This is a genomic window from Streptomyces sp. CB01373 (genome assembly GCF_002803075.1).
Classification (GTDB): Bacteria; Actinomycetota; Actinomycetes; order Streptomycetales; family Streptomycetaceae; genus Streptomyces.
The window spans coordinates 54494-76742 of sequence record NZ_NNBK01000016.1 but is presented as its reverse complement, the minus strand read 5'-3'; the positions used below and the strand labels follow the sequence as shown (position 1 = coordinate 76742).

The window sequence follows — 22249 nt, the reverse complement described above, 5'->3', positions numbered from 1 at the left end:
TACGAGGGGGTGGTGGGAGGAAGGCGGGAGGTCAGCTGGTGCGGCCCTTGCCGTCGAACTGCTTCATACGGTCGAGGACCGAATCCGCCGTGGGGTCGTACACCTCGTCCACGATCCGCCCGTCCGCGAGGAACACCACCCGGTCCGCGTACGCCGCGGCCACCGGGTCGTGGGTCACCATCACCACCGTCTGGCCCAGGTCGCGCACGGAGTTGCGCAGGAAGCCGAGCACCTCGGCGCCGGAGCGCGAGTCGAGGTTTCCGGTGGGCTCGTCACCGAAGATGATCTCCGGCTTGGCCGCCAGCGCCCGGGCGACGGCGACGCGCTGCTGCTGACCGCCGGACAGCTGGGAGGGCCGGTGGCCGAGCCGGTCGGCGAGCCCGATCATCCGGATCACGGAGTCGAGCCACTCCTGGTCCGGCTTGCGGCCGGCGATGTCCATCGGAAGCGTGATGTTCTCCAGGGCCGTGAGCGTCGGCAGCAGGTTGAACGCCTGGAAGATGAAGCCGATCTTGTCCCGGCGCAACCGGGTGAGCTGCTTGTCCTTCAGTGAGCCGAGCTCGGTGTCGCCGATGCGCACCGAGCCGGAGGAGAACGTGTCCAGGCCCGCGACGCAGTGCATCAGCGTGGACTTGCCGGACCCGGAGGGGCCCATGATCGCGGTGAACTCGGCCTGGCGGAAGTCGACGGAGACCCGGTCGAGGGCGACCACCTGGGTCTCGCCCTGTCCGTAGATCTTCGACAGATCCGTGGCACGCGCGGCCACGGCGGTGGTCCGGCCGGCGATGGAAGAGGTGGTCACGGGTGGATGCTCCTGACGGGACGACGACGTTCGCGGGACGTAGACCATCGTCGCGGCCGATCGGGCCCGTGCAGTCAGCCGCTGCTCCCGTTCCGGGGGCCGCCTGGGGTCGGAGGGAGGACGGGCGCGTCATACCTGGGGATGAGGGCCGTCCCTGATACCCGGGGATGAGCTGCGTTTTTCCGCTCGGCTGCGAAGAACGGGGGGAGCGCCCCGGTTCGGACGGTGAAATTCCGTCATTCCCTGTGCGCGCCCGGCGCTCGCCCGCAAGGCTGTTGGCAAGTGCCGATGGCCACCCCCGAGTGCTGATGCTCCCTCAGTTGCCAATAAAATCAGACAACATGAGTCCACCCGGCCGCCGTTCGGGGACGGGGCCCCGATAGGGTCGGAGCCGCAGCGCGGAGCCCATGGCCTGCCCGGATGGTGGAAAGCAGACACGGCGAGCTTAAACCTCGCTGCCCCTTCGCGGGCGTGCCGGTTCAAGTCCGGCTCCGGGCACCACCCACGTCGCACACGGTCTCACCCGCGTGCCGGGGTCTGTGGCAGGAGAGCGGGTCGAGCAGGTCTCCCCGCATCCGCGGCCCACGCCCCCTCACTCGCCCGCGCCGCCGCGCTTCGGCGCCGGCGCGCATCGACGCGAATCCCCATCGACGCGGACAACCATTGACATCGGACGGGTCCCGACGGAAACTCAGGGCGCATCACAGTGAAAGAAATTTCACCAGACGAACGCACTCGTGCGGCGACGCCCACCCGAAGGGAACGACCGATGCGCACCACCGTCGGCATCATCGGAGCCGGACCGGCCGGCCTGCTCCTCGCCCGGCTGCTCCACAACGCCGGGATCGACTCGGTCGTCCTGGAGAGCCGCGACCGCGCCTACGTCGAGCACCGGCAGCGGGCCGGAATCCTGGAGCAGGGCACCGTCGACGTGCTGCGCGCGGCCGGGGCGGGGGAGCGGATGGACCGCGAGGGGCTGCGGCACGACGGGATCGAGCTGCGCTTCGACCGGCGCCGGCACCGCGTCGACTTCCCCGCGCTCACCGGTGGACGGTCGGTGATGGTCTACGCCCAGACCGAGGTCTGCAAGGACCTCATCGCCCTCCAGCTCGACGAGGGCGGCCCGCTGCTGTTCGAGGCGGAGGCGCTGGCCGTGGAGGGGGCGGAGAGCGACCGCCCCGCCGTCCGGTTCCGCCACCAGGGGCGCGAGGACGTCCTCCAGTGCGACTACGTCGTCGGCTGCGACGGCTTCTGGGGCGTGGCCCGCAAGGCCGTCCCGGCCTCGCTCTCCCAGGTGTTCGAGCGGACGTACCCCTTCGGCTGGCTCGGCATCCTCGCCGACGTCGCCCCTTCGCACGACGAGCTGGTCTACGCCCGCCAGGACCGCGGTTTCGCCCTGCTCTCCATGCGCTCGCCGTCCGTCTCCCGCCTCTACCTCCAGGTGCCCGCGGACACCGACGCCGAGGCGTGGAGCGACGAGGAGATCTGGGACGAGCTCGAACGGCGGCTGGAGACCGACGACGACTGGACCCTGCGCCGCGGCCCGATCACCCAGAAGTCGGTGACCCCGATGCGCTCCTACGTCCACGAGCCCATGCGGCACGGCCGCCTGTTCCTGGCGGGCGACTCCGCCCACATCGTGCCGCCGACCGGGGCCAAGGGGCTGAACCTCGCCGTCGGCGACGTCGTCACCTTCGCGCGGGCGCTCGTCCACGAGAGGGAGACGGGGTCCGCCGCACTCCTCGACGCCTACTCGGCGACCTGCCTGCGGCGCGTCTGGCAGGCGGAGCGCTTCAGCTACGACATGACGACGATGCTGCACCGCGACCCGGACGCCACCGCCTTCGAGCAACGCCTGCAACGGGCCCGTCTGGACCGGATCAGCTCCTGCCGGGCCGCCGAGACCGACCTCGCCGAGGGCTACACCGGGTTCCCGATCGGCTGACGGACAGTCGGGTGGTCTCCGCCCGGTTCCGGACGTGTTCCGGGTCGGTCAGGATCGGGGCCCCTCCTGGCCGGGAATCAGTCGGCAACGTAGCGTGTTCGGCAGCATGGCGAGGGAAAGATCCTTCCGAGGTACTGGGGTCAGTCCTTTGCCTTTCCATTACCCTTGAGGCCAAGGCCGCGCCGCGCGGCCATGGAGGAGTGAGATGAGGAGCAGAAACCCGGTCTTCTCGCGACGGGGGTTCAGCCGCGACAACGGCTACGCGGGCTTCAACGCCGCGCCGCAGGCCGGGGGTCCCGCTGTCGGCACGCAGGGCAATCCGTACGCGCAGGGCAACCCGTACGCCCAGCCGAGCGGCAACCCCTACGCGCAGAACCCTTACGCTCAACAGGACCTTCAGGGCGCGCCGCCGCAGGCCCCGGCCACCACCGGCCGGATGACGATGGACGACGTCGTCCTGCGCACCGCGTCCACGCTCGGCACGCTGGTCCTGACGGCCGCGCTCGCCTGGGCGCTGCTGCCGGTCGACAGCGCCAACATCAACCGTTCCTACGGGATCGGCATCGGCGCCATGGTGATCGGCATGGTCCTGGCCCTGGTGCAGTCCTTCAAGCGCAAGGCCTCGCCCGCGCTGATCCTGTCCTACGCCGCGGTCGAGGGTGTGTTCCTCGGCGTCGTCTCCAACGTCGTCGACACCCATGTCGCCAGCGGCGCGGCCATGCAGGCCGTGATCGGCACGATGGCCGTCTTCGTCGGCGTCCTGCTGGCGTACAAGGCGGGCTGGATCCGCGTCACGCGCCGGTTCTACGGCTTCGTGATGGCGGCGGCGCTCGGCTTCGTGCTGCTGATGATGGTCAACATGCTGTTCGCGGTGTTCGGCGGCGGCGACGGCCTCGGCTTCCGCAGCGGCCCGCTCGGCATCCTCTTCGGCGTCATCGGCATCATCCTCGGCGCCTGCTTCCTGGCCCTGGACTTCAAGCAGGTCGAGGACGGCATCGCCTACGGCGCGCCGCGCGAGGAAGCGTGGCTCGCGGCCTTCGGCCTCACGCTGACCCTGGTGTGGATCTACATGGAGTTCCTGCGCCTCATCGCGATCCTCAACCAGAGCGACTAGTCCGCGCCGGACAAAGGCAAGGACGGCGGGCGTCGACGAGAGTCGACCAGAGCCGGCAAGAGCAAGGACAAGGGCCCCGGGTCTTCCCGGGGCCCTTCGTCGTTCGGCGCCGTGTCCCCCGTTCGGCGCCGGTCGCCGCGCCGCATGCCTAGAGCAGCTTGCGCGCGGCCCTTCTCAGGTCGTACTCGTGGATGAGCGCCTTGGCGTGGCCGTACGCGAGGTCGTGCTCGTGGCGGAGCCAGCTGACCTTCTCCTCGAAGCGGAGCGCGGGGCCTTCTTCGACGGTGCGCAGCCAGTCGGAGATGGCACGACCGGTGCAGTGGGGGATGCGGGCGAGCAGATTGCGATGGGTCTCTTCGGAGAAGACTTGGGACATCGGCGCCTCCGGACGCATTCGAAGCCGGTCCTTCACGTCACCGTGCCTGAGGGTTCGCGTATTGGCAACAGTCGTGCCGCGGCGCGTACTCTCGCGGCGTGGTTGACACGACATCTCTGACCAAGGCAGTGGATCACTTCGCCGACCGCCTCAGGGCGGCGCCGCAGAGCCGGCTCCAACGGGCCGGCGCGGCGGAGGCGCTGGCGCTGGCCAGGGAGTTCGCCCGGCGGGCCCAGCTCGCCGAATGCCCCGGGTGCGAGCCGCGAGAGATGCCGGACGCGGGGATGTTCGCCGCCGCGGACCAGGTCACGGTCGCCGGACACGACCTGGCGCTCGTACTGAAGAGCGACGCCGAGGTCGAGGAGGCCGTCAGCCTGGTCCAGGAGGCACTGAAACGCGCCGGGGTCTGAGAGAAGGACAGGCTCGGGGCCGACGTGCTCGTTACAGCGACGCGATGACCCGGTCGGCCAGGATGTAGACCTGCTCCGTGCCGCAGGTGAAGGTGAGCGTGTAGGCGCCCGAGACGCCGGAGCCGCCGAGCAGCACCGGGGTCTCGCCCGCGCGCAGGGCGTCCGCCAGGCGTTCCGCGGTCTCGCGGTGCCCGGGGGTCATGCACAGGGTCGTACCGTCGGCGAAGACGTAGACGTCGAGGGTGCCCAGCGGGCCCGGGCGGACGTCGGCGAGTTCCACGCCGGACTCGGCCAGGTCCTCCAGCGTGGCGAGCGTCTGCTCGTGGTCGCCCCCGATGGGCGAGGGGTGCGGGGTGAAGTCCGGGTGCGAGGGGTGCCGGCGGCGGGCCGCGGCCAGTTCGGAGGACTCCCCGGAGGCGCCGCCCTGGGCGCAGTCCTTGCCGGAGAGCTCGTCGGCCTCCGGGCCGGGCTCGGTCACCGGCTCCAGGTGTTCGAGGGCGGTCAGATCGGCCTGCCGGGGCAGGAACAGCTCGCTGTCGGGCAGTCCCAGCAGGGAGGGCGCGTCGGCGGCGTCCCTGGCCTCCTGCGCGGCCCAGAACGCTCGCGCCTCGGCCAGCTCCCGCTCCCGCTCCTCGGCGAGCGCCTCCACCACGGCGGCACGTATCTGCTCCGTGTCCGCGTGACCGCGGGCGGCGGGCAGCAGTGCGCGCGCGGTGGCCGCGTGGTTCTGTGCGAGCTGCGTGTGCAGAGCCGCGACCTGGCGGCGCAGCACCCACAACGTGCGCAGTACAGCGACGCCCACGGCGCCGGTGGCGGCCGTGGTGAGCAGCAAGGCGATGGGCATGGCGCTCACTGACGTACTCCCGGGTTCAAGGTCGACCCCCGACTTCCTACATCAGCTTGAAGGGTGGACTATCCAAGTGTCAGTGCGTAATGTCACGAAACGGACAGAATTATGGCCTGATACGGCCCCAGAGCCCTCCGGGGTGAAGCGCTGACCTGCGTAAACCTCCCTGCCAAGGGAGATAGGTCACATCCTGAATGAGATTGGATCACAAAACGGCCCGGAACCAAGGCGTTTCTTGGATTCCGGGCCGTTCGGTCACTGCCGGTGGTAAAGCGGCCACTGACGGTCTCTCATGTGGCCCTGGTGGCGCGGTGGATCAGCTGAGGCGTTCGACCACCATCGCCATGCCCTGACCGCCGCCGACGCACATCGTCTCCAGCCCGAACTGCTTGTCGTGGAACTGGAGGGAGTTGACGAGTGTTCCGGTGATGCGCGCGCCGGTCATGCCGAAGGGGTGGCCCACGGCGATCGCGCCGCCGTTGACGTTCAGCCGGTCCAGGTCGACGCCGAGGTCGCGGTAGGACGGGATCACCTGGGCGGCGAAGGCCTCGTTGATCTCGACCAGGTCGATGTCGCCCACGGTCAGCCCGGCGCGCTTCAGGGCCTGCCGGGAGGCCTCGACCGGACCGAGTCCCATGATCTCCGGGGACAGGGCTGAGACACCGGTGGAGACGATCCGCGCGAGCGGGGTGAGGCCCAGCTCGCGGGCCTTGGTGTCGGACATGATGACGACCGCGGCGGCACCGTCGTTGAGCGGGCAGCAGTTGCCGGCGGTGACCAGGCCGTCCGGGCGGAAGACGGGCTTGAGGCCGGCCACGCCCTCCATGGTCACGCCGGGGCGCGGGCCGTCGTCCTTGCTGATCACCGTGCCGTCGGGCAGCGTCACCGGGGTGATCTCCCGCTCCCAGAAGCCGTTCTTGAGGGCCTCCTCGGCGAGGTTCTGCGAGCGCACGCCGAACTCGTCCATCTCCTGGCGGGTGACGCCCTTGAGGCGGGCCAGGTTCTCCGCGGTCTGGCCCATCGCGATGTAGGCGTCCGGGGCCAGGCCGTCCTCACGCGGGTCGTGCCAGGACGAGCCGCCCTGCTCGGCCCTGGCCGCGGTGCGGGCCTCCGCCTCGGCGAAGACCGGGTTGTGCGTGTCCGGCAGGCTGTCGGAGTTGCCCTTGGTGAACCGGGAGACCATCTCGACGCCGGCCGAGACGAACACGTCGCCCTCGCCGGCCCTGATCGCGTGCAGGGCCATCCGGGAGGTCTGGAGCGAGGAGGAGCAGTAGCGGGTGATGGTGCAGCCGGGCAGGTGGTCCATGCCCATCTGCACGGCGACGATCCGGCCGAGGTTGTTGCCCTGCTCACCGCCGGGCAGGCCGCAGCCGAGCATCAGGTCGTCGATGTCCCGGGGATCCAGCTCGGGGATCTTCGCGAGCGCCGCCTGGATGATCGTGGCGGTGAGGTCGTCGGGGCGCAGGTCCTTGAGGGAGCCCTTGAAAGCGCGGCCGATGGGGGAGCGGGCAGTCGAGACGATGACGGCTTCGGGCATCACGACTCCATGTCGGTAGGGCGGCGCGCCGCGCTCGTGGAGGGCGATGGTCGGGGCGACCGGGCGGCCGTGTGGTCGATTGCGGGCGGCTGCTTGGAAGTTACCCGTACGTACGGTCAGGGTCACTCCTGCCGGGGTGTGACCCTGACCGCAATTTTCTAAGCGCTTGCTTTCCCTGTTCGGCCGGGGCCGGTCTCAGACCGCCCGGAGGCCGCCCCCGGACTCGTCCCAGCCCGTCGGAGCGAGGGGCTCCTCGGACGGCCCGGAAGAGGCCGGGTCGGGCTCGGGGACCCGGCGCCGCCGGCGCCGCTTGAGCAGGGCCCAGGGCCCGCGCGGGCCGGTCGGCAGGGCCGCCGTGACCTCCGTGCCCGCCTGCGACGCGGCCTCGGCCGCCGCGCGGGCCACCGGCAGGAAGCCCTCGCTGCGGAAGACGTCCGGACGCTCCTCCTCGGCCGGCCACAGGCCCAGCGCCGCGCACACCGTCGGCAGCACCGCCATCGCCGCCGTCGCGTACCCCTCCGCCGAGGGGTGGTAGTTGTCCGGACCGAACAGCTCCCGCGGGTTCGCCGCGAACTCCGGACCCAGCAGGTCGCCCAGCGACACGGTCCGGCCCCCCTGCTCCACCGCCCCGATCGTCTGCGCCGCCGCCAACTGGCGCGAGGCCCGCCGGGCCAGCCACCGCAGCGGCTGCTGCACCGGCTCGATCGTGCCGAAGTCCGGGCAGGTGCCCACGACGACCTCCGCGCCCGCCGTGCGCAGCCGCCGCACCGCCGCCGACAGATGGCGCACCGAGCGCGTCGGCGGCATCCGGTGGGTCACGTCGTTCGCGCCGACCATGATCACGCAGATGTCCGGCATCCGCTCCGGATCGCCGAGCACCAGCGCCACCTGGCGGTCCAGGTCGTCCGACCGGGCACCGGGCAGCGCCACGTTGCGCATCCGCACCGGGTGTTCCGCCACCGCCGCCAGACCGGACGCCAGCAGCGCGCCCGGCGTCTGCCCGGCCCGGTGCACCCCCTGCCCCGCGGCCGTGGAGTCGCCGAGCATGACCAGGCTCAGCGGCGGCTCGCCGGGAGTGTCGTAGGCGCGGCCGTACAGGCCGTCCGCGACCGGCACGTGGTTGTCCGTGCCGTTGCCCACGTGACGCTTGGCCATCTGCACCTCGGCCAGCAGCAGGCCGACGGCCGCGGCACCGACCAGGCCGAGTCCGCCGCCGCCGTACGCGGCGCCGGCCGCGATCCGCCGGGCCACTCTCGCCCTCGACATGTTCGTCATGCCAGCCGACACCTCCTCGTAGCCGTACATCCACTCCTTGCCCCGTACGGACCGTTGTCCAATCTCGACGGGGAGTGAACGCCCACCCCCGGGCTGTCCCCCTGGCCTTAGGCTGGCGGCACACCACGACCACATCTTTTGCAGCAACCGGAGACAACGGTGCAATTCCACGACTCGATGATCAGCCTCGTCGGCAACACCCCGCTGGTTCGGCTCAACAACGTCACCAAGGGGATCAAGGCGACCGTCCTGGCGAAGGTCGAGTACTTCAACCCCGGCGGCTCCGTGAAGGACCGCATCGCCCTGCGCATGATCGAGGCGGCCGAGCAGAGCGGGGAGCTCAAGCCCGGCGGCACGATCGTCGAGCCGACCAGTGGGAACACCGGCGTGGGACTGGCCATCGTGGCCCAGCAGAAGGGCTACAAGTGCATCTTCGTGTGCCCTGACAAGGTCTCCACGGACAAGATCAACGTGCTGCGCGCGTACGGCGCCGAAGTGGTCGTGTGCCCGACGGCCGTCGCGCCGGAGCACCCGGACTCCTACTACAACGTCTCCGACCGGCTGGTCCGTGAGACTCCCGGAGCCTGGAAGCCCGACCAGTACTCGAACCCGAACAACCCCCTGTCGCACTACCACTCCACCGGTCCCGAGTTGTGGGAGCAGACCGAGGGCAGGATCACGCACTTCGTGGCCGGCGTCGGCACCGGCGGCACCATCTCCGGCACCGGGCGCTATCTGAAGGACGCCAGCGGCGGCAAGGTCAAGGTCATCGGCGCCGACCCGGAGGGCTCGGTGTACTCCGGCGGCTCCGGGCGGCCCTACCTCGTCGAGGGCGTCGGTGAGGACTTCTGGCCGACCGCCTACGACCAGGGCGTGGCCGACGAGATCGTCGCCGTCTCCGACAAGGACTCCTTCCAGATGACCCGCCGCCTCGCCAAGGAGGAGGGCCTGCTGGTCGGCGGCTCCTGCGGCATGGCCGTCGTCGGGGCGCTGCGGGTGGCCGAGCGGCTCGGCCCGGACGACGTCGTGGTGGTCCTGCTGCCGGACAGCGGGCGCGGGTACCTGTCGAAGATCTTCAACGACGAGTGGATGGCCGACTACGGCTTCCTGGAGGACGAGGGCCCGAGCGCCCGCGTCGCCGACGTGCTCAGCGACAAGGAGGGCGGCTCCATCCCGTCCCTGGTCCACATGCACCCGGACGAGACCGTCGGCGAGGCCATCGAGGTGCTGCGCGAGTACGGCGTCTCGCAGATGCCGATCGTGAAGCCGGGCGCCGGTCACCCGGACGTCATGGCGGCCGAGGTGGTCGGCTCGGTGGTCGAGCGGGAGCTGCTGGACGCGCTGTTCACCAAGCGGGCCGCGCTGGAGGACCCGCTGGAGAAGCACATGTCGGCCCCGCTGCCGCAGGTCGGTTCCGGCGAGCCGGTCGCCGACCTGATGTCCGTGCTGGGCTCGGCGGACGCGGCGATCGTGCTGGTGGAGGGCAAGCCGACCGGCGTCGTCAGCCGTCAGGACCTGCTCTCCTTCCTGGCCAAGGGCGGAAAGCACTGACGCACCGGCGCCGCGGCCGATGTGCCGGCACGCCGGCGGGGAACACGCGGTGACCCGCGGCTGAGACGCAGTCGCGGAAACGGTACGTGCGTGTCACGTGCACGCAGCACCCGCTTAACACGCGTCCGGCACATTGGTGGGCGTCGGAAGGGGCGGGGACCGCCTCCCGGGCGCGGGGCGCCCGGGGGAGGCCGTCTGCCCCGGCCGGCGCCGTGCGGCGTCGCGGACCTCCGGAGCGGCTCCCGGACCTCCATGGACGCCACGGACGCGAAGTCCCGGTCCTGACCCGGCTCGCGTCCCCCGCGGGGACCGCCGTCGTCCCGCCCCCCGTTCCGCGGGGGTGCGGCGGTCCCCGCGCATACGCTTCGGCCTCGCGCGCTCATCCATGGACGGCAGGGTCGCGGGAGCCGAACGGCCGCGGGTCTCGTCCCCCGCGCGGCCGATCAGTCCTTCCAGGTGTCGTCCTCCGCGCGGTCGCGGCGGCGGGCGGTGAACAGGCCCGGGGTGGTGCGGGCGGCCTGGACGGCGTTGACGCCCACGATCCCGACCCAGGCGACGATGAGGCCGGGCAGGTCCGCGACCGCCCCGCCGATCGCGGACAGCGGCACCGCCAGCACCAGCGAGACGATGCCGAAGCCGAAGCGCTCGCCCCAGGAGTCGGTGGCCTTCGGCGCGCGGGAGCCCCGCGCCGCCGTCATCTGCTGCTCGGCGAACTGCCGGCGCATCCGGCGCTCGACGGCCCCGTCGATGCGCTGGTCGACCTTCTCCAGAAACGAGTCGACCAGCGCCGACTCGTACTCCTCGCCCAGCTCCCTGCGGGCCTGCAGGGAGGCGTCGAGGTCCTTCTTCAGGTCCGTGTCCCGCCCGTCCATTCCGCTCATGCGGACCAGGCTAGGGAGCCGGGCCGCCCACCGCACTGGGGATAGCCCCCCGGTCGGGACGGGGGCGGGCCGCCGTCGGCGTCGCCGGGGCTGCGGCCGGCGACACCGACGGGGCCCGCTCACACTAAGCGCACGGAATGTCACGTTCTGAGCATTTATGGCCGGGTTTAATCATACTTGGCCATTCTCTTGCCCTGGCTGTATGGCCTCATGCAGAGTTCTTGGTGTCTGAATAGAAACTGGTCGGGGAGATACCCTCCCGGGGCGTCGACGACATCTGGAGGGGGAGCACGTCATGAGCGTGACCGACAGCCCTGCCGCACGGCTGCAGGCGCTCTTCGAGGGGCACCGGCTCACACCGACCCAGCGGCGCATCGCGCACAGCATGGTGCGCAGGGCCGCCGACGTGCCCTTCCTGTCCAGCGTCGAGCTGGCCGAACTCGCCGGGGTCAGCCAGCCGTCGGTGACCCGCTTCGCGGTCGCCCTGGGCTTCGACGGCTACCCGGCGCTGCGCCGGCACCTGCGCGAGGTCGCGCCCGCCGAACCGGTGGCGCAGCCGGCCTCGTACAACGAGTACCAGCAGGCGGTCGAGGCCGAGATCGAGAACCTCAGGCACCTGGCGGAGGCGCTGGCCGATCCCCGGCCGGTGCGCAGGGCGGGACAGGTGCTCGCCGCCTCACGCCCGCTGCCGGTCCTCGGCCTACGGGCCGCCGCCGCCCAGGCCTACGGCTTCGCGTACTTCGCCGCCAAGGTCCACCCGGACGTACGGCTGCTCGACGAGGGCGGCACGATGATTGAGGACCGCATCGACGGCGCCGTACGGGCGGGCGCCTCGGCGCTGCTGTGCTTCGCGCTGCCACGCCACCCGCGGGAGGTGGTGGACACCCTCGCCCACGCCAAGGAGGCGGGGCTGACCGTCGTCACGGTCGCGGACTCGGCCTTCGCGCCGGTCGCCAAGCACACCGACCTGCTGCTGCCCGCCGCCGTGGGCACCGGCCTCGCCTTCGACACCGCCTGTGCGCCGATGCTGCTCGGCCGGGTGCTCCTGGAGGCGATGTGCGACGACCTGCCCGACGCGCAGGCCCGCCTGGAGGAGTTCGACGGGAAGGCCGCGGCGCGGGGGCTCTTCGTGGAGTGACACCTCGTGACGCCCGGGGCCCCGGGTGCTTTCGGAGGTGCTCTCAGACTCGTCTCACCAACGGTCGCTAGCCTGCCCGCCCGAACGAGGGTGCCGGGACGACGAGGAGGCAGGGCATGGCGCGGGCTGGTCGCACAGGTCGGGGAGGTCAGGGCCTGGCCCGGGTGGCCGTCGTGGTGCGGGCCGGAGCCGCGCCGCTGTGGTGGCTCGGGGTGTTCGCGGCGGGGATCGGCGTACTGGTGCCGGGGCTGACCGGGCGCCGGATCGGTGTCCTGGCGGGGGCCGCGCTGTTCCTGGTGACGGCGGCCGTCGTGGCCTGCGCCCGGCGCCGGCGCTACAGGGCCCTGGCCAGGGGCGCCTCCCGGGCCGGACGCCACGACGTGCTCCAGGACCGGGCGGTGAGCGTGCGCGTCTGGCGCCGGGGGCACCGCTGGTGGCTCGCTCCGGCCTTCCTGGCGGCGCTGGCCGGCTCCTTCGTCCTGCCCGCGGCCGGCGGCCTGCTGCTGGCCGGCGCCGGGGTGGGCCTGTGGCTCAAGGCCGGCTGGCTCGGGCGGCTGGAGCGGGCCGAGGACACGCTGCTGTGGGTGCGCGTCGACTGGCTGGGCAAGCGGGGCGGGCGCCCCGCGGGCCGGACGGTGCGGGGCTACCGCGGTACCGGCCTCGCGGCGGGCGACGCGGCCCCGGGCGGAGCACGCCGCCGCACCGCGGCGCTCGGCTAGGGCAGATCCTGCGGGTCCGACCCCGGCGGGCAGGGGTCAGACCTCCAGCTCCTCCTCGATTCTCCTCAGCTGGTGGCGGGCCATCGCCAGGTTGGCCCGCTTGGCGTCGAGGACGAGGTAGAGGAACAGTCCGTTCCCGCCGCGCCCACTGATCAGACGGATCAGGTGGTACTGGTCGCTCAGCGTGATCAGGATGTCCTCGATCTGCGCCTTGAGGCCGAGGTGTTCCATCGTGCGCATCTTGGCCCGTACGACGTCGGTGTTGCCCGCGGCGGCGACGTTCAGGTCGAAGCTCTTGCTGCCGCCCATCGTGCCCAGCGCCATGCCGCTGGTGTAGTCGACGAGCGCGACGGCTGTCGCTCCCTCGATGGAGGCGAGCGCTTCCTTCAGACAGGTCTCGGTATTGGCCATGGCCGGGGTCTCCTTGTTCTGTCAGCTTTCGGTGGTGGTGTGCGCGTTGGTGGCGGTGGTGCGCAGCGCGCGGGTGGTCCTGGTTCGTGCGGTGCCGGTCCTGGTGGCCGGTTTCACCGTCTTCTCGGGTGTCCTGTCGGGAGCCTTGGCCGCCTCGGCGTCGACCAGTTCCCCGATGCGTGCGCCCGCCCGGCGGCCCTCCAGGTGCAGACGGCCGACGTTGACGCGGTCCTCCGCGAGCAGGGTCAGCACCGCGGTGCGGCCTGCCGCGTAGGTCGCGACATAGCCGTGGACGCCCCGCACGAGCAGTTCGCGCAGATCGCCCTGGCCGGTCACGTCCGCCATGCGCACGGCGACGCCGAGCGAGGTAGCGGTGAGCGCGGCCAAGCTCTCCGGCTCCACGCCGGGGGTGTCGTGGGCCAGTACAAGGCCGTCGACACTGGCGGCGAGGGCGCCGGTGAGCTGGGGTACCCGGGCTCTGAGCCGACGCAGCTCGTCCAGGATCTCGGGCTCGGCTGCTGCCATCCGGTGTCTCCTCTCAAAGGGCCTCCAGCGCATCCCTGAGCCTCTTCAGCAGCGTGATGTGGGGGTCGGTGGTGTACGCCAGCCGGTCGGCGAGCGTGGGGGTCTGTCCGGCGCCGTCCGGTACGGGCGCCTCCTTCGGTGCGACGGCCGGCGCGACGAGCCCGGCGGCCGCCAGACGCCGTACGTCCACCAGGGTGTGGAAGGCCTGCCGGCCCAGTTCCCTGGCCAGATCCGTGGCCGTGCGGGTGCCGTCGATCCGCTCCAGGAGCGTCTGCTGGCGGGGCGTCAGTCCCGGTGCCGCGGTGGTGGGCGTCCGCACCAGCGGGGCGCTGTCCGGCCCGGCGTCGGGCCAGACGCGGTGCAGCAGCTCGCGGCGGCGCAGGATCTCGCGCTCCAGGGCGGCCAACGGGACCGGCAGGACGGGGCCGAGCGGGTGGGCGATGCCGTAGCGGAACCGGCCCGGGGTGCTGCTCGGGGCGAGCGCGAAGTAGGCGGCGTCGTGGAGCGCGCCCAGATGGCACAGCTCCAGCGCACCCTCGGTCAGATGGCCGCCGGCCAGCAGCAGGTGCGCGGCGCCGTGCCGGTCGTCGGCCCGGGTCAGCGCGTCCCGCCACGCCTCGGCCGTCAGCGTGCCGTGGGCGGTGAGCAGCAGGTCGAGGCCGGGGCTGAGAGGGCTCTCGGCGTGCGTCACCCGGCCCTCGTCGAGGTAGAGCGTGCCGTGCTCGCGGACCAGGACGCCGGTCGCCTGCTCGGCGGCGAGCCGGGTCAGCATCGGCGAGAGGCCGCCCCAGGCCCGGTCCTCGTCGGCCGGCTTGTTGCGCACCGGCAGCTGGGGCGGGGACGGGATGTCGACCACGGTCATCCCAGCACCAGCCGCTCGGCCATCTCGCCCAGGCGTATGCGGGCCAGGGCGAGGTTGCCTTCGGCGCGGGTCAGCCACAGGTGCAGGAACACGCTGCTGTCGAAGGACGTGTCCACGAACCGCAGCAGGTGGTAGCTGTCGCGGTTGCTGACGATCAGGTCCTCCACCGGGGGACGCTCGCCGTCGGGGTCCTCGGCGGCGGCGAAGGCGCCGTGCTCGGCGGCCAGCCGGGCCAGTTCGGCGGCCTCCGCCGCGGTGGTCTCGTGGTCGCCGCCCGGGGGCTCCCCGACGGTGCCCAGGGCAAGCCCGCTCGTCCAGTCGACCAGCGCGGCGCCTCTGGCACCGGGCAGCCGCATGGCTTCCAGTAGGCACTCGTCGATTCCGGGCACCGTTGTTCCTCTCCCACCGGGGGTTCGGCTGAGTGATGCCGAGGCTACGCACGGTGCACGCCGGTGGTGAGGGTTACGGGCATTTTCCGGTGGAACATGCGACCGAGCGGCTAATGTGGGTCGACTGAACCGGATTTCGGGCGGGTCGCGCCGTATCCGCGGTGCGTCTCAAGGCCTTTGACGTGCCACGGCGCCGTGGACGCACACGCGCTCGGGGTCCTGGACGCGCCTCGCCTCACAGTCCAGGACGTGCCGCGAGGCCTCCGGCGTTCCTCAGGCGCGCCCGGGTGTGCCCAAGGTGGTGAGGGCCGACGCGTGCGCCCCTCCGGACTCGGCCACGATCTCCTCGACCGGCTGCGGCTCGCGCACGAGGGCGAACGCGACGCCTCCGGAACCGTCCGGGACGTAGCCGTGGACCCCGGGCCGGGGCAGGGAGTTGTAGGCGTAGTGGTGGGCGAAGTAGTAGGCCCCGGTGTCCAGCGCCGCCACATGGTCGCCCGGTTCGAGCAGGGCGAGCGCGCGGGCCTCGGCGAGCAGGTCGCCCGCGAAGCAGGCGGGCCCGGCCACGTCCTGCACCACCTCGGGTCCCGGCTTGGGCCGCCCCTTCGCGTCGTACGCGGCCAGGCGCAGCGGCCAGGCCTCCGGCACGTAGACCGTGCGCGTCGCGACCTGCACGCCCGCGTGGGTCACGGCGACCGGCCGCCCCCCGGCGCTCTTGGTGTACTCCACCCGCGCCACCGTCGTGCCCTGCTTGGCCAGCAGCGACCGCCCGAACTCGGTCACCAGCCCGTACCGCCCCTCGCACAGCCCCGGCACCACCTCGCGCAGCAGCCGCGCGTAGTCCGCGTACGTCGGTGCGGTCGCCTCGGAGCCGAAGTTCACCGGCAGCCCGCCGCCGATGTCGAGGGTGTCGATCTGCAGCCGTCCCGCGCGCGCGTTGATCTCCTCGGCGAGCTCGTACGTCCGCGCCACGCCCTGCGCCATCAGGGACAGCGGGATGCCCTGGGACCCGGTGTGGGCGTGCAGCCGGGTCAGCCACGGACGGTCGAGATACGCCCGCACGACCCACTCGCGGGCGCCCTCGTCGCGCAGCGCCACCCCGAACTTCGAGGTCGCCGTGGCCGTCGACAGCGCCTCGATGGCACCCCCGCCGACCTGCGGGTTCACCCGTATCCCCAGCGGTGAGCGAGGGGTGCCGGAGCCCACGAGGGCGTCGATGCGGGCCAGCTCCTGGGGGTTGTCCGCGTTGACGGCGATGCCCAGTTCCAGCGCCTCGCGCAGCTCGGCCGGCGTCTTCGCGGGGGAGTCCAGGACGGTACGGGCCGGCGGCACCCCGGCCGCCCGCGCCAGCGCCAGTTCCCCCGGGCTCGCCACCTCGGCGCCGACGCCCTCCTCGTGCAGCAGCCGCAGGACGGGCACGAGCGGGGTCGCCTTGACCGCGAAGGCGTGCAGCACCGGGGTTCCCGGCGCCAGCACCGCCTCGAACGCCGCCCGGAGCGCCGCCGCGGACTCCCGGATGCCGACCACGTCGAGCAGACCCACGACGGCGGAGCCGGGGGCGAGCAGCCCCTGCGCAACCGCGGCCCGCACCGCCTGGTCCCGCCGCGCGGCCCGCTCGCGGTCCGCCTCGGCGAGGCTCCGGTCCATGCCCTCGTTGACGCCCTCGTCGATGTCGTCGTCGGTGTCGCCGTTGATGTTCTCGGCCATGCCGTGCCCCCGGTCCCGTCGGTGTGCCTCCAGGTCCTGCCTTCCTGACCTGGAGCCGGGCAAACATCCGCCCAGGCCGCGCGCGCCGGACGGCGCGCACGTATTGACTAGTTCTATTCATCAAGCCAGGATGTGAATAGACGCAGTAATAATCCCGGGAGCACCCACCAGGAGGCAGACCATGTCAGGACCCCGCCCCGTACGAGCGCCGCGCGGTACGGAACTGAGCGCCCTGGGATGGCAGCAGGAAGCCGCCCTGCGGATGCTCCAGAACAACCTCGACCCCGAGGTCGCCGAGCACCCCGACAAGCTCGTCGTCTACGGCGGCACCGGCAAGGCCGCCCGCGACTGGCGCTCCTTCGACGCCATGGTCCGCACACTGCGGACCCTCAAGGCCGACGAGACCATGCTCGTCCAGTCCGGCCGCCCGGTCGGCGTCATGCAGACCCACGAGTGGGCCCCGCGGGTGCTGCTGGCCAACTCCAACCTCGTCGGCGACTGGGCCAACTGGGAGGAGTTCCGCCGCCTGGAGACCCTCGGCCTGACCATGTACGGCCAGATGACCGCCGGGTCCTGGATCTACATCGGCACCCAGGGCATCCTCCAGGGCACCTACGAGACCTTCGCCGCCGTCGCCGCGAAGAAGTTCGGCGGCACGCTCGCCGGGACCATCACCCTGACCGCCGGCCTCGGCGGCATGGGCGGCGCCCAGCCCCTCGCCGTCACCATGAACGACGGCGTGGCCATCTGCGTCGACTGCGACCCGCGCGCCATCGAGCGGCGCATCGAGCACCGCTACCTCGACGTGAAGGCCGACTCCCTGGAGCACGCCCTCCACCTGGCCGTGGAGGCGCGCGACCAGCGCAAGCCCCTGTCCATCGGCGTGCTCGGCAACGCCGCCGAACTCGTACCGCAGCTCCTCGCGATGGGCGCGCCCATCGACATCGTCACCGACCAGACCTCCGCCCACGACCCGCTGGCCTACCTGCCGCTGGGCACCGACTTCGACGACATGGCCGACGCGGCCGCCAAGGACCCGGCCGGCTTCACCACCCGGGCCCGCGAGTCCATGGCCCGGCACGTCGAGGCCATGGTCGGCTTCATGGACGCCGGCGCCGAGGTCTTCGACTACGGCAACTCGATCCGCGGCGAGGCCCAACTCGCCGGGTACGAGCGGGCGTTCGCCTTCCCCGGCTTCGTCCCCGCCTACATCCGGCCGCTGTTCTGCGAGGGCAAGGGCCCGTTCCGCTGGGCCGCGCTGTCCGGTGAGGCGTCCGACATCGCCAAGACCGACAAGGCGATCCTGGAGCTGTTCCCCGAGAACGAGTCCCTGGCGCGCTGGATCAAGCTGGCCGGCGAGCGCGTCCACTTCCAGGGCCTGCCCGCCCGCATCTGCTGGCTCGGCTACGGCGAGCGCGACAAGGCGGGCGAGCGGTTCAACGACATGGTCGCGAGCGGTGAGCTCCAGGCGCCGATCGTGATCGGCCGGGACCACCTCGACTGCGGCTCCGTCGCCTCCCCGTACCGGGAGACCGAGGCCATGCTCGACGGCTCCGACGCGATCGCCGACTGGCCCCTGCTGAACGCGATGGTGAACGTGGCCTCGGGCGCGTCCTGGGTGTCGATCCACCACGGCGGCGGCGTCGGCATGGGACGGTCCATCCACGCCGGACAGGTGACGGTCGCCGACGGCACCGCGCTCGCCGGGGAGAAGATCCGCCGGGTGCTCACCAACGACCCCGGCATGGGCGTGATCCGGCACGTGGACGCCGGGTACGACATCGCGGAGTCGGTGGCCGGTGAACGCGGGGTGCGCGTGCCCATGCGCGAGGGCGAGGAGGCGTGACGCGGCATCCCGCCGACCCGGACGAGGTCCGTCCGGCCGCGGCGCGGACCCCGGCGCCCGCCGTGGGCGACTCCTTCCACACGATGTGGCGGGAACTGCTCCCCATCGGGCGCCACCCCGGGTCCGGCGGTTACCGGCGCTTCGCCTGGACCGCGGCCGACGCCGAGTGCCGGGCCTGGTTCCGGCAGCAGGCCGAGGACCGCGGGCTGGCCTACGAGGTCGACCGCAACGGCAACCAGTGGGCCTGGCTCGGCGACCCCGAGGCCGGGGACGCCGTGGTCACCGGGTCGCACCTCGACTCCGTGCCCGACGGCGGGGCCTTCGACGGGCCGCTGGGCGTCGTGTCCTCCTTCGCCGCCCTCGACGAACTGCGCGGCAGGAACGCGCGGTTCACCAAGCCGCTCGCCCTCGTCAACTTCGGTGACGAGGAGGGCGCCCGGTTCGGCCTTGCCTGCACCGGCTCGCGGCTGACCGCCGGGCACCTCACCGTCGAGCAGGCGCACCGGCTCACCGACGCCGACGGGGTCACCCTGCCCAGGGCCATGGAGGCCGCCGGGTACGACCCCGACGCCCTCGGACCCGACCCGGAGCGGCTCGCGCGCATCGGCGCCTTCGTCGAACTGCACGTCGAGCAGGGCCGCGCCCTCGACCTGACCGGCGACGCCGTCGGTGTGGCCAGTGCCATCTGGCCGCACGGGCGGTGGCGGTTCGACTTCCGGGGCGAGGCCAACCACGCGGGCACCACCCGGCTCGTCGACCGGCGCGACCCGATGCTGCCGTACGCGGAGACCGTGCTCGCGGCCCGGCGCGAGGCCGCGCTCGCGGGCGCCGTCGCCACCTTCGGCAAGATCGCCGTCGAGCCGAACGGCGTCAACGCGATCCCGTCCCTGGTGCGCGGCTGGCTCGACTCCCGCGCCGCCGACCAGACGACCCTGGACACCGTGGTCACCGGCGTCGAGAAGGCGGCCCGCGAGTACGCCGCCGCTCACGGCGCCGACCTGGACGTGGTCCGCGAGTCCTTCACCCCCGTCGTCGAGTTCGACCACGCCCTGCGCGACGAACTCGCCCGCCTCCTGGGCACGGACACCGACCTGAAGGTGCCGGTGCTCGGCACGGGCGCCGGACACGACGCCGGAATCCTGTCCGGGACCGTCCCGACCGCCATGCTGTTCGTGCGCAACCCCACCGGTGTCTCGCACTCCCCGGCCGAATCCGCGGCCGAGGACGACTGCGTGGCCGGAGTGCGCGCGCTCGCCGACGTACTGGAAGGGCTGGCCTGCACGTGACCCCCACCGAGCAGACGCGGACGTACTGGCTGGAGCAGGCCTGGCTCGGCACCCTCCCCCAAGCTCTCGACGGCGCTCGAGCAGGGGGGACCCCCATCGAGCCGGGCGTGGCGCTCGACGTGCGCGGCGGCCGCGTCGCGGCCGTCCGCACGGGCGTGCCCGTCCCGCCGCCGGGCGCCGAGGTGCTGCGGGGCCTCACGATCCCGGGACTCGCCAACGCGCACAGCCACGCCTTCCACCGGGCCCTGCGCGGCACCGTCCAGGTCGGCTCGGGGACCTTCTGGACCTGGCGCGAGGTCATGTACTCCACCGCCGACCGGCTCACTCCCGAGACGTACCACGCGCTGGCCCGCGCGGTGTACGCCGAGATGGCGCTGGCCGGCATCACGGCCGTCGGCGAGTTCCACTACGTCCACCACGCGCCGGGAGGCACCCGGTACGCCGACCCGAACGCGATGGGCGAGGCCCTGATCGCGGCCGCCGCCGAAGCCGGGATCCGCATCACCCTCCTCGACACCTGTTACCTGTCCTCCGGGTTCGGGCAGTCGCCCGACACTCACCAGCTCCGCTTCTCCGACGGGACGGCCGAGGCCTGGGCCGAACGCTGTTCAGTTCTCAAGGAACACGATCACGCGCGGATCGGTGCCGCCGTGCACTCCGTACGGGCCGTGCCGGCGCGGGAGCTGGAGACGGTGGCGCGGTGGGCCGAGGAGCGGCGGGCCCCGCTCCATGTGCACCTGTCGGAGCAGACCGCCGAGAACGACGCCTGCCAGGCCGCCCACGGGTGCACCCCGGCCCGGCTGCTGGCCGACCACGGCGTCCTCGGCCCGCGCACGACCGGCGTGCACAACACCCACCTGACCGACGAGGACATCGCCCTGCTCGGCGGATCCGGCACCGGCACCTGCATGTGCCCGACCACCGAGCGGGACCTGGCCGACGGCACCGGACCCGCCGTCGCCCTCCAGCGCGCCGGCTCCCCGCTCTCCCTGGGCTCCGACAGCCACGCCGTCATCGACCTGCTCGAAGAGGCCCGAGGGATGGAGCTGAACGAGCGGCTGCGCACCCGCACCCGCGGCCACTGGACGGCCGCGTCCCTGCTGCGGGCCGCCACCGCCGACGGGCACGCCGCCCTCGGCTGGTCCGACGCGGGCAGCCTCACCCCCGGCGCCCACGCCGACTTCACGACGCTCGCGCTGGACTCGGTCAGGACAGCGGGGACGCTGCCCAGGCTCGGCGCCGAGACGGCCGTATTCGCGGCGACCGCCGCCGACGTACGCCATACGGTCGTGGCCGGCCGGCACGTCGTGCGGGACAGCGCCCACACCCTCGTACCGGATGTGCCGTCGGCGCTGGCAGGCGCCGTCGAGGCACTGCGCGGCTGAATCCCCCCGTCACCCCTGAGGACACCATGAGCAGCACCGTCATCACCAACATCGCCACGCTGGTCACCAACGACCCCTCCCTCGGTGACGGATCCCCCCTCGGACTGGTCCGGGACGCGGCCGTCGTCATCGACGGCGACCACGTCGCGTGGACCGGTGAATCCAGCAAAGCACCCGCCACTGACAACCGGGTCGATGCCGGCGGCCGGGCGGTGATCCCCGGCTTCGTCGACTCCCACTCCCACCTGGTCTTCGCGGGCGACCGCACCGAGGAGTTCAACGCCCGCATGTCCGGCCGGGCCTACAGCGCCGGCGGCATCCGCACCACGGTCGCCGCCACCCGCGCCGCCACCGACGCGGAGCTGGAGGCCAACCTCACCCGCTATCTCGCCGAGGCCCTGCGCCAGGGCACGACCACGTTCGAGACCAAGTCCGGCTACGGCCTCACCGTCGCCGACGAGGCCCGCGCCCTGCGCATCGCCGCCGCGCACACCGACGAGGTCACCTACCTCGGAGCCCACATCGTCTCCCCTGACCACGCCGGGGACCCGGCGGCGTACGTCGCCCTGGTCACCGGGGAGATGCTGGACGCCTGCGCCCCGCACGCCCGCTGGATCGACGTCTTCTGCGAGAAGGGCGCCTTCGACGGCGACCAGGCCCGGGAGATCCTCACCGCGGGCATGGCCAAGGGCCTGCTCCCGCGCATCCACGCCAACCAGCTCAGCCACGGCCCCGGCGTCCAGCTCGCCGTAGAGCTCGACGCGGCCAGCGCCGACCACTGCACGCATCTGACCGACGCGGACGTGGACGCGCTGGCGAACGGGAACACGGTCGCCACGCTCCTGCCCGGCGCCGAGTTCTCCACCCGCGCCCAGTGGCCCGACGCCCGCCGCCTCCTCGACGCGGGTGTCACGGTCGCCCTGTCCACCGACTGCAACCCGGGCTCGTCCTTCACGTCCTCGGTGCCCTTCTGCATCGCGCTCGCCGTACGCGACATGGGCATGACCCCGGACGAGGCGGTCTGGGCGGCGACGGCGGGCGGTGCGAGGGCCCTGCGCCGCGACGACGTCGGCCGTCTGTCCCCGGGCGCCCGCGCCGACCTCGCCGTCCTGGACGCGCCCAGCCATGTGCACCTGGCCTACCGGCCGGGCGTCCCGCTGGTCACCGAGGTCTGGCGGCGCGGCGTGCGGGAGGCCTGAGCAGGACCGACAGGACCGCACGGGGCGGCGGTGAAGCGCCGGCC

Annotated in this window: 21 protein-coding genes and 1 tRNA gene; 11 read left to right on the top strand and 11 right to left on the bottom strand. The window is 72.5% G+C overall.

Features of this window, described 5'->3' with window-relative positions; translation table 11 throughout:
• Positions 1-31: 31 nt before the first annotated feature.
• Complete coding sequence (locus CG719_RS25520) at positions 32-802, bottom strand: ABC transporter ATP-binding protein (protein WP_100571024.1); 771 nt, start codon at positions 800-802, stop codon at positions 32-34.
• Positions 803-1216: 414 nt separating this feature from the next.
• On the opposite strand from CG719_RS25520, the gene CG719_RS25510 reads away from it, so the two are divergent.
• The 3 genes from CG719_RS25510 (at position 1217) to CG719_RS25500 (ending at position 3861) form a co-directional block, all read left to right on the top strand.
• Positions 1217-1303: transfer RNA gene (locus CG719_RS25510), tRNA-Leu, on the top strand.
• Positions 1304-1571: 268 nt separating this feature from the next.
• The gene (locus CG719_RS25505) at positions 1572-2747 is read left to right on the top strand and encodes a 4-hydroxybenzoate 3-monooxygenase (RefSeq protein WP_100571023.1); all 1176 of its coding nucleotides are present in this window, start codon (positions 1572-1574) and stop codon (positions 2745-2747) included.
• A 205-nt stretch (positions 2748-2952) separates the two neighbouring features.
• Entirely contained in the window at positions 2953-3861 is a 909-nt protein-coding gene (locus tag CG719_RS25500) for a Bax inhibitor-1/YccA family protein (protein ID WP_100571022.1), read from the top strand.
• Between the two features lie 148 nt (positions 3862-4009).
• Here the strand turns inward: CG719_RS25500 and CG719_RS25495 are convergent, their stop codons facing one another.
• Positions 4010-4237, bottom strand: a complete 228-nt coding sequence (locus CG719_RS25495) for a DUF4287 domain-containing protein (RefSeq protein WP_100571135.1) — start codon at positions 4235-4237, stop codon at positions 4010-4012.
• A 98-nt stretch (positions 4238-4335) separates the two neighbouring features.
• Here CG719_RS25495 and CG719_RS25490 point away from each other — a divergent pair, with 98 nt between their 5' ends.
• Positions 4336-4647: a hypothetical protein gene (locus CG719_RS25490; RefSeq protein ID WP_199836778.1), complete on the top strand. Its 312-nt coding sequence runs from the start codon at positions 4336-4338 to the stop codon at positions 4645-4647.
• 31 nt (positions 4648-4678) lie between these two features.
• Here the strand turns inward: CG719_RS25490 and CG719_RS25485 are convergent, their stop codons facing one another.
• The 3 genes from CG719_RS25485 to CG719_RS25475 all read right to left on the bottom strand — a co-directional run bounded on the left by CG719_RS25485 (position 4679) and on the right by CG719_RS25475 (position 8306).
• Entirely contained in the window at positions 4679-5500 is an 822-nt protein-coding gene (locus CG719_RS25485) for a hypothetical protein (protein ID WP_100571021.1), read from the bottom strand.
• Positions 5501-5810: 310 nt separating this feature from the next.
• The gene (locus CG719_RS25480) at positions 5811-7031 is read right to left on the bottom strand and encodes an acetyl-CoA C-acetyltransferase (protein WP_100571020.1); all 1221 of its coding nucleotides are present in this window, start codon (positions 7029-7031) and stop codon (positions 5811-5813) included.
• Positions 7032-7226: 195 nt separating this feature from the next.
• Complete coding sequence (locus tag CG719_RS25475; RefSeq protein WP_100571133.1) at positions 7227-8306, bottom strand: SGNH/GDSL hydrolase family protein; 1080 nt, start codon at positions 8304-8306, stop codon at positions 7227-7229.
• Between the two features lie 159 nt (positions 8307-8465).
• On the opposite strand from CG719_RS25475, the gene CG719_RS25470 reads away from it, so the two are divergent.
• Complete coding sequence (locus tag CG719_RS25470; protein WP_100571019.1) at positions 8466-9857, top strand: cystathionine beta-synthase; 1392 nt, start codon at positions 8466-8468, stop codon at positions 9855-9857.
• A gap of 443 nt (positions 9858-10300) precedes the next feature.
• Here the strand turns inward: CG719_RS25470 and CG719_RS25465 are convergent, their stop codons facing one another.
• Positions 10301-10738 (bottom strand): hypothetical protein, encoded by a 438-nt coding sequence (locus CG719_RS25465; protein WP_199836777.1) that lies wholly within the window; start codon positions 10736-10738, stop codon positions 10301-10303.
• Between the two features lie 295 nt (positions 10739-11033).
• Between CG719_RS25465 and CG719_RS25460 the strand changes: the two genes are divergently transcribed.
• Positions 11034-11876 (top strand): MurR/RpiR family transcriptional regulator, encoded by an 843-nt coding sequence (locus CG719_RS25460; protein WP_100571017.1) that lies wholly within the window; start codon positions 11034-11036, stop codon positions 11874-11876.
• Positions 11877-11992: 116 nt separating this feature from the next.
• Positions 11993-12595 carry a hypothetical protein gene (locus CG719_RS25455; protein WP_100571016.1) on the top strand — a complete coding sequence of 201 codons (603 nt, stop codon included), beginning with the start codon at positions 11993-11995 and terminating at the stop codon, positions 12593-12595.
• Between the two features lie 36 nt (positions 12596-12631).
• Here the strand turns inward: CG719_RS25455 and CG719_RS25450 are convergent, their stop codons facing one another.
• From CG719_RS25450 to CG719_RS25430, 5 genes are all read right to left on the bottom strand, one after another.
• Positions 12632-13006 (bottom strand): hypothetical protein, encoded by a 375-nt coding sequence (locus tag CG719_RS25450; protein WP_100571015.1) that lies wholly within the window; start codon positions 13004-13006, stop codon positions 12632-12634.
• A 21-nt stretch (positions 13007-13027) separates the two neighbouring features.
• Complete coding sequence (locus tag CG719_RS25445; protein ID WP_100571014.1) at positions 13028-13531, bottom strand: roadblock/LC7 domain-containing protein; 504 nt, start codon at positions 13529-13531, stop codon at positions 13028-13030.
• A gap of 13 nt (positions 13532-13544) precedes the next feature.
• Positions 13545-14393 (bottom strand): hypothetical protein, encoded by an 849-nt coding sequence (locus CG719_RS25440; protein ID WP_100571013.1) that lies wholly within the window; start codon positions 14391-14393, stop codon positions 13545-13547.
• Entirely contained in the window at positions 14390-14782 is a 393-nt protein-coding gene (locus CG719_RS25435; protein WP_100571012.1) for a hypothetical protein, read from the bottom strand. Before CG719_RS25435 ends, CG719_RS25440 begins: the two co-directional genes overlap by 4 nt.
• 273 nt (positions 14783-15055) lie before the next feature.
• On the bottom strand, positions 15056-16429 hold the full coding sequence (locus CG719_RS25430) for a diaminopimelate decarboxylase (RefSeq protein WP_100571132.1): 1374 nt from the start codon (positions 16427-16429) through the stop codon (positions 15056-15058).
• 241 nt (positions 16430-16670) lie between these two features.
• On the opposite strand from CG719_RS25430, the gene hutU reads away from it, so the two are divergent.
• The 4 genes from hutU (at position 16671) to hutI (ending at position 22205) form a co-directional block, all read left to right on the top strand.
• Complete coding sequence (gene hutU, locus CG719_RS25425; protein ID WP_100571011.1) at positions 16671-18335, top strand: urocanate hydratase; 1665 nt, start codon at positions 16671-16673, stop codon at positions 18333-18335.
• Between the two features lie 83 nt (positions 18336-18418).
• Positions 18419-19621 carry an allantoate amidohydrolase gene (locus CG719_RS25420; RefSeq protein WP_100571131.1) on the top strand — a complete coding sequence of 401 codons (1203 nt, stop codon included), beginning with the start codon at positions 18419-18421 and terminating at the stop codon, positions 19619-19621.
• Positions 19618-21006 (top strand): formimidoylglutamate deiminase, encoded by a 1389-nt coding sequence (locus CG719_RS25415; protein ID WP_100571010.1) that lies wholly within the window; start codon positions 19618-19620, stop codon positions 21004-21006. Before CG719_RS25420 ends, CG719_RS25415 begins: the two co-directional genes overlap by 4 nt.
• Positions 21007-21032: 26 nt before the next feature.
• Positions 21033-22205, top strand: coding sequence for an imidazolonepropionase (gene hutI, locus CG719_RS25410; protein WP_100571009.1), 1173 nt, complete (start codon positions 21033-21035; stop codon positions 22203-22205).
• Positions 22206-22249: the final 44 nt, after the last annotated feature.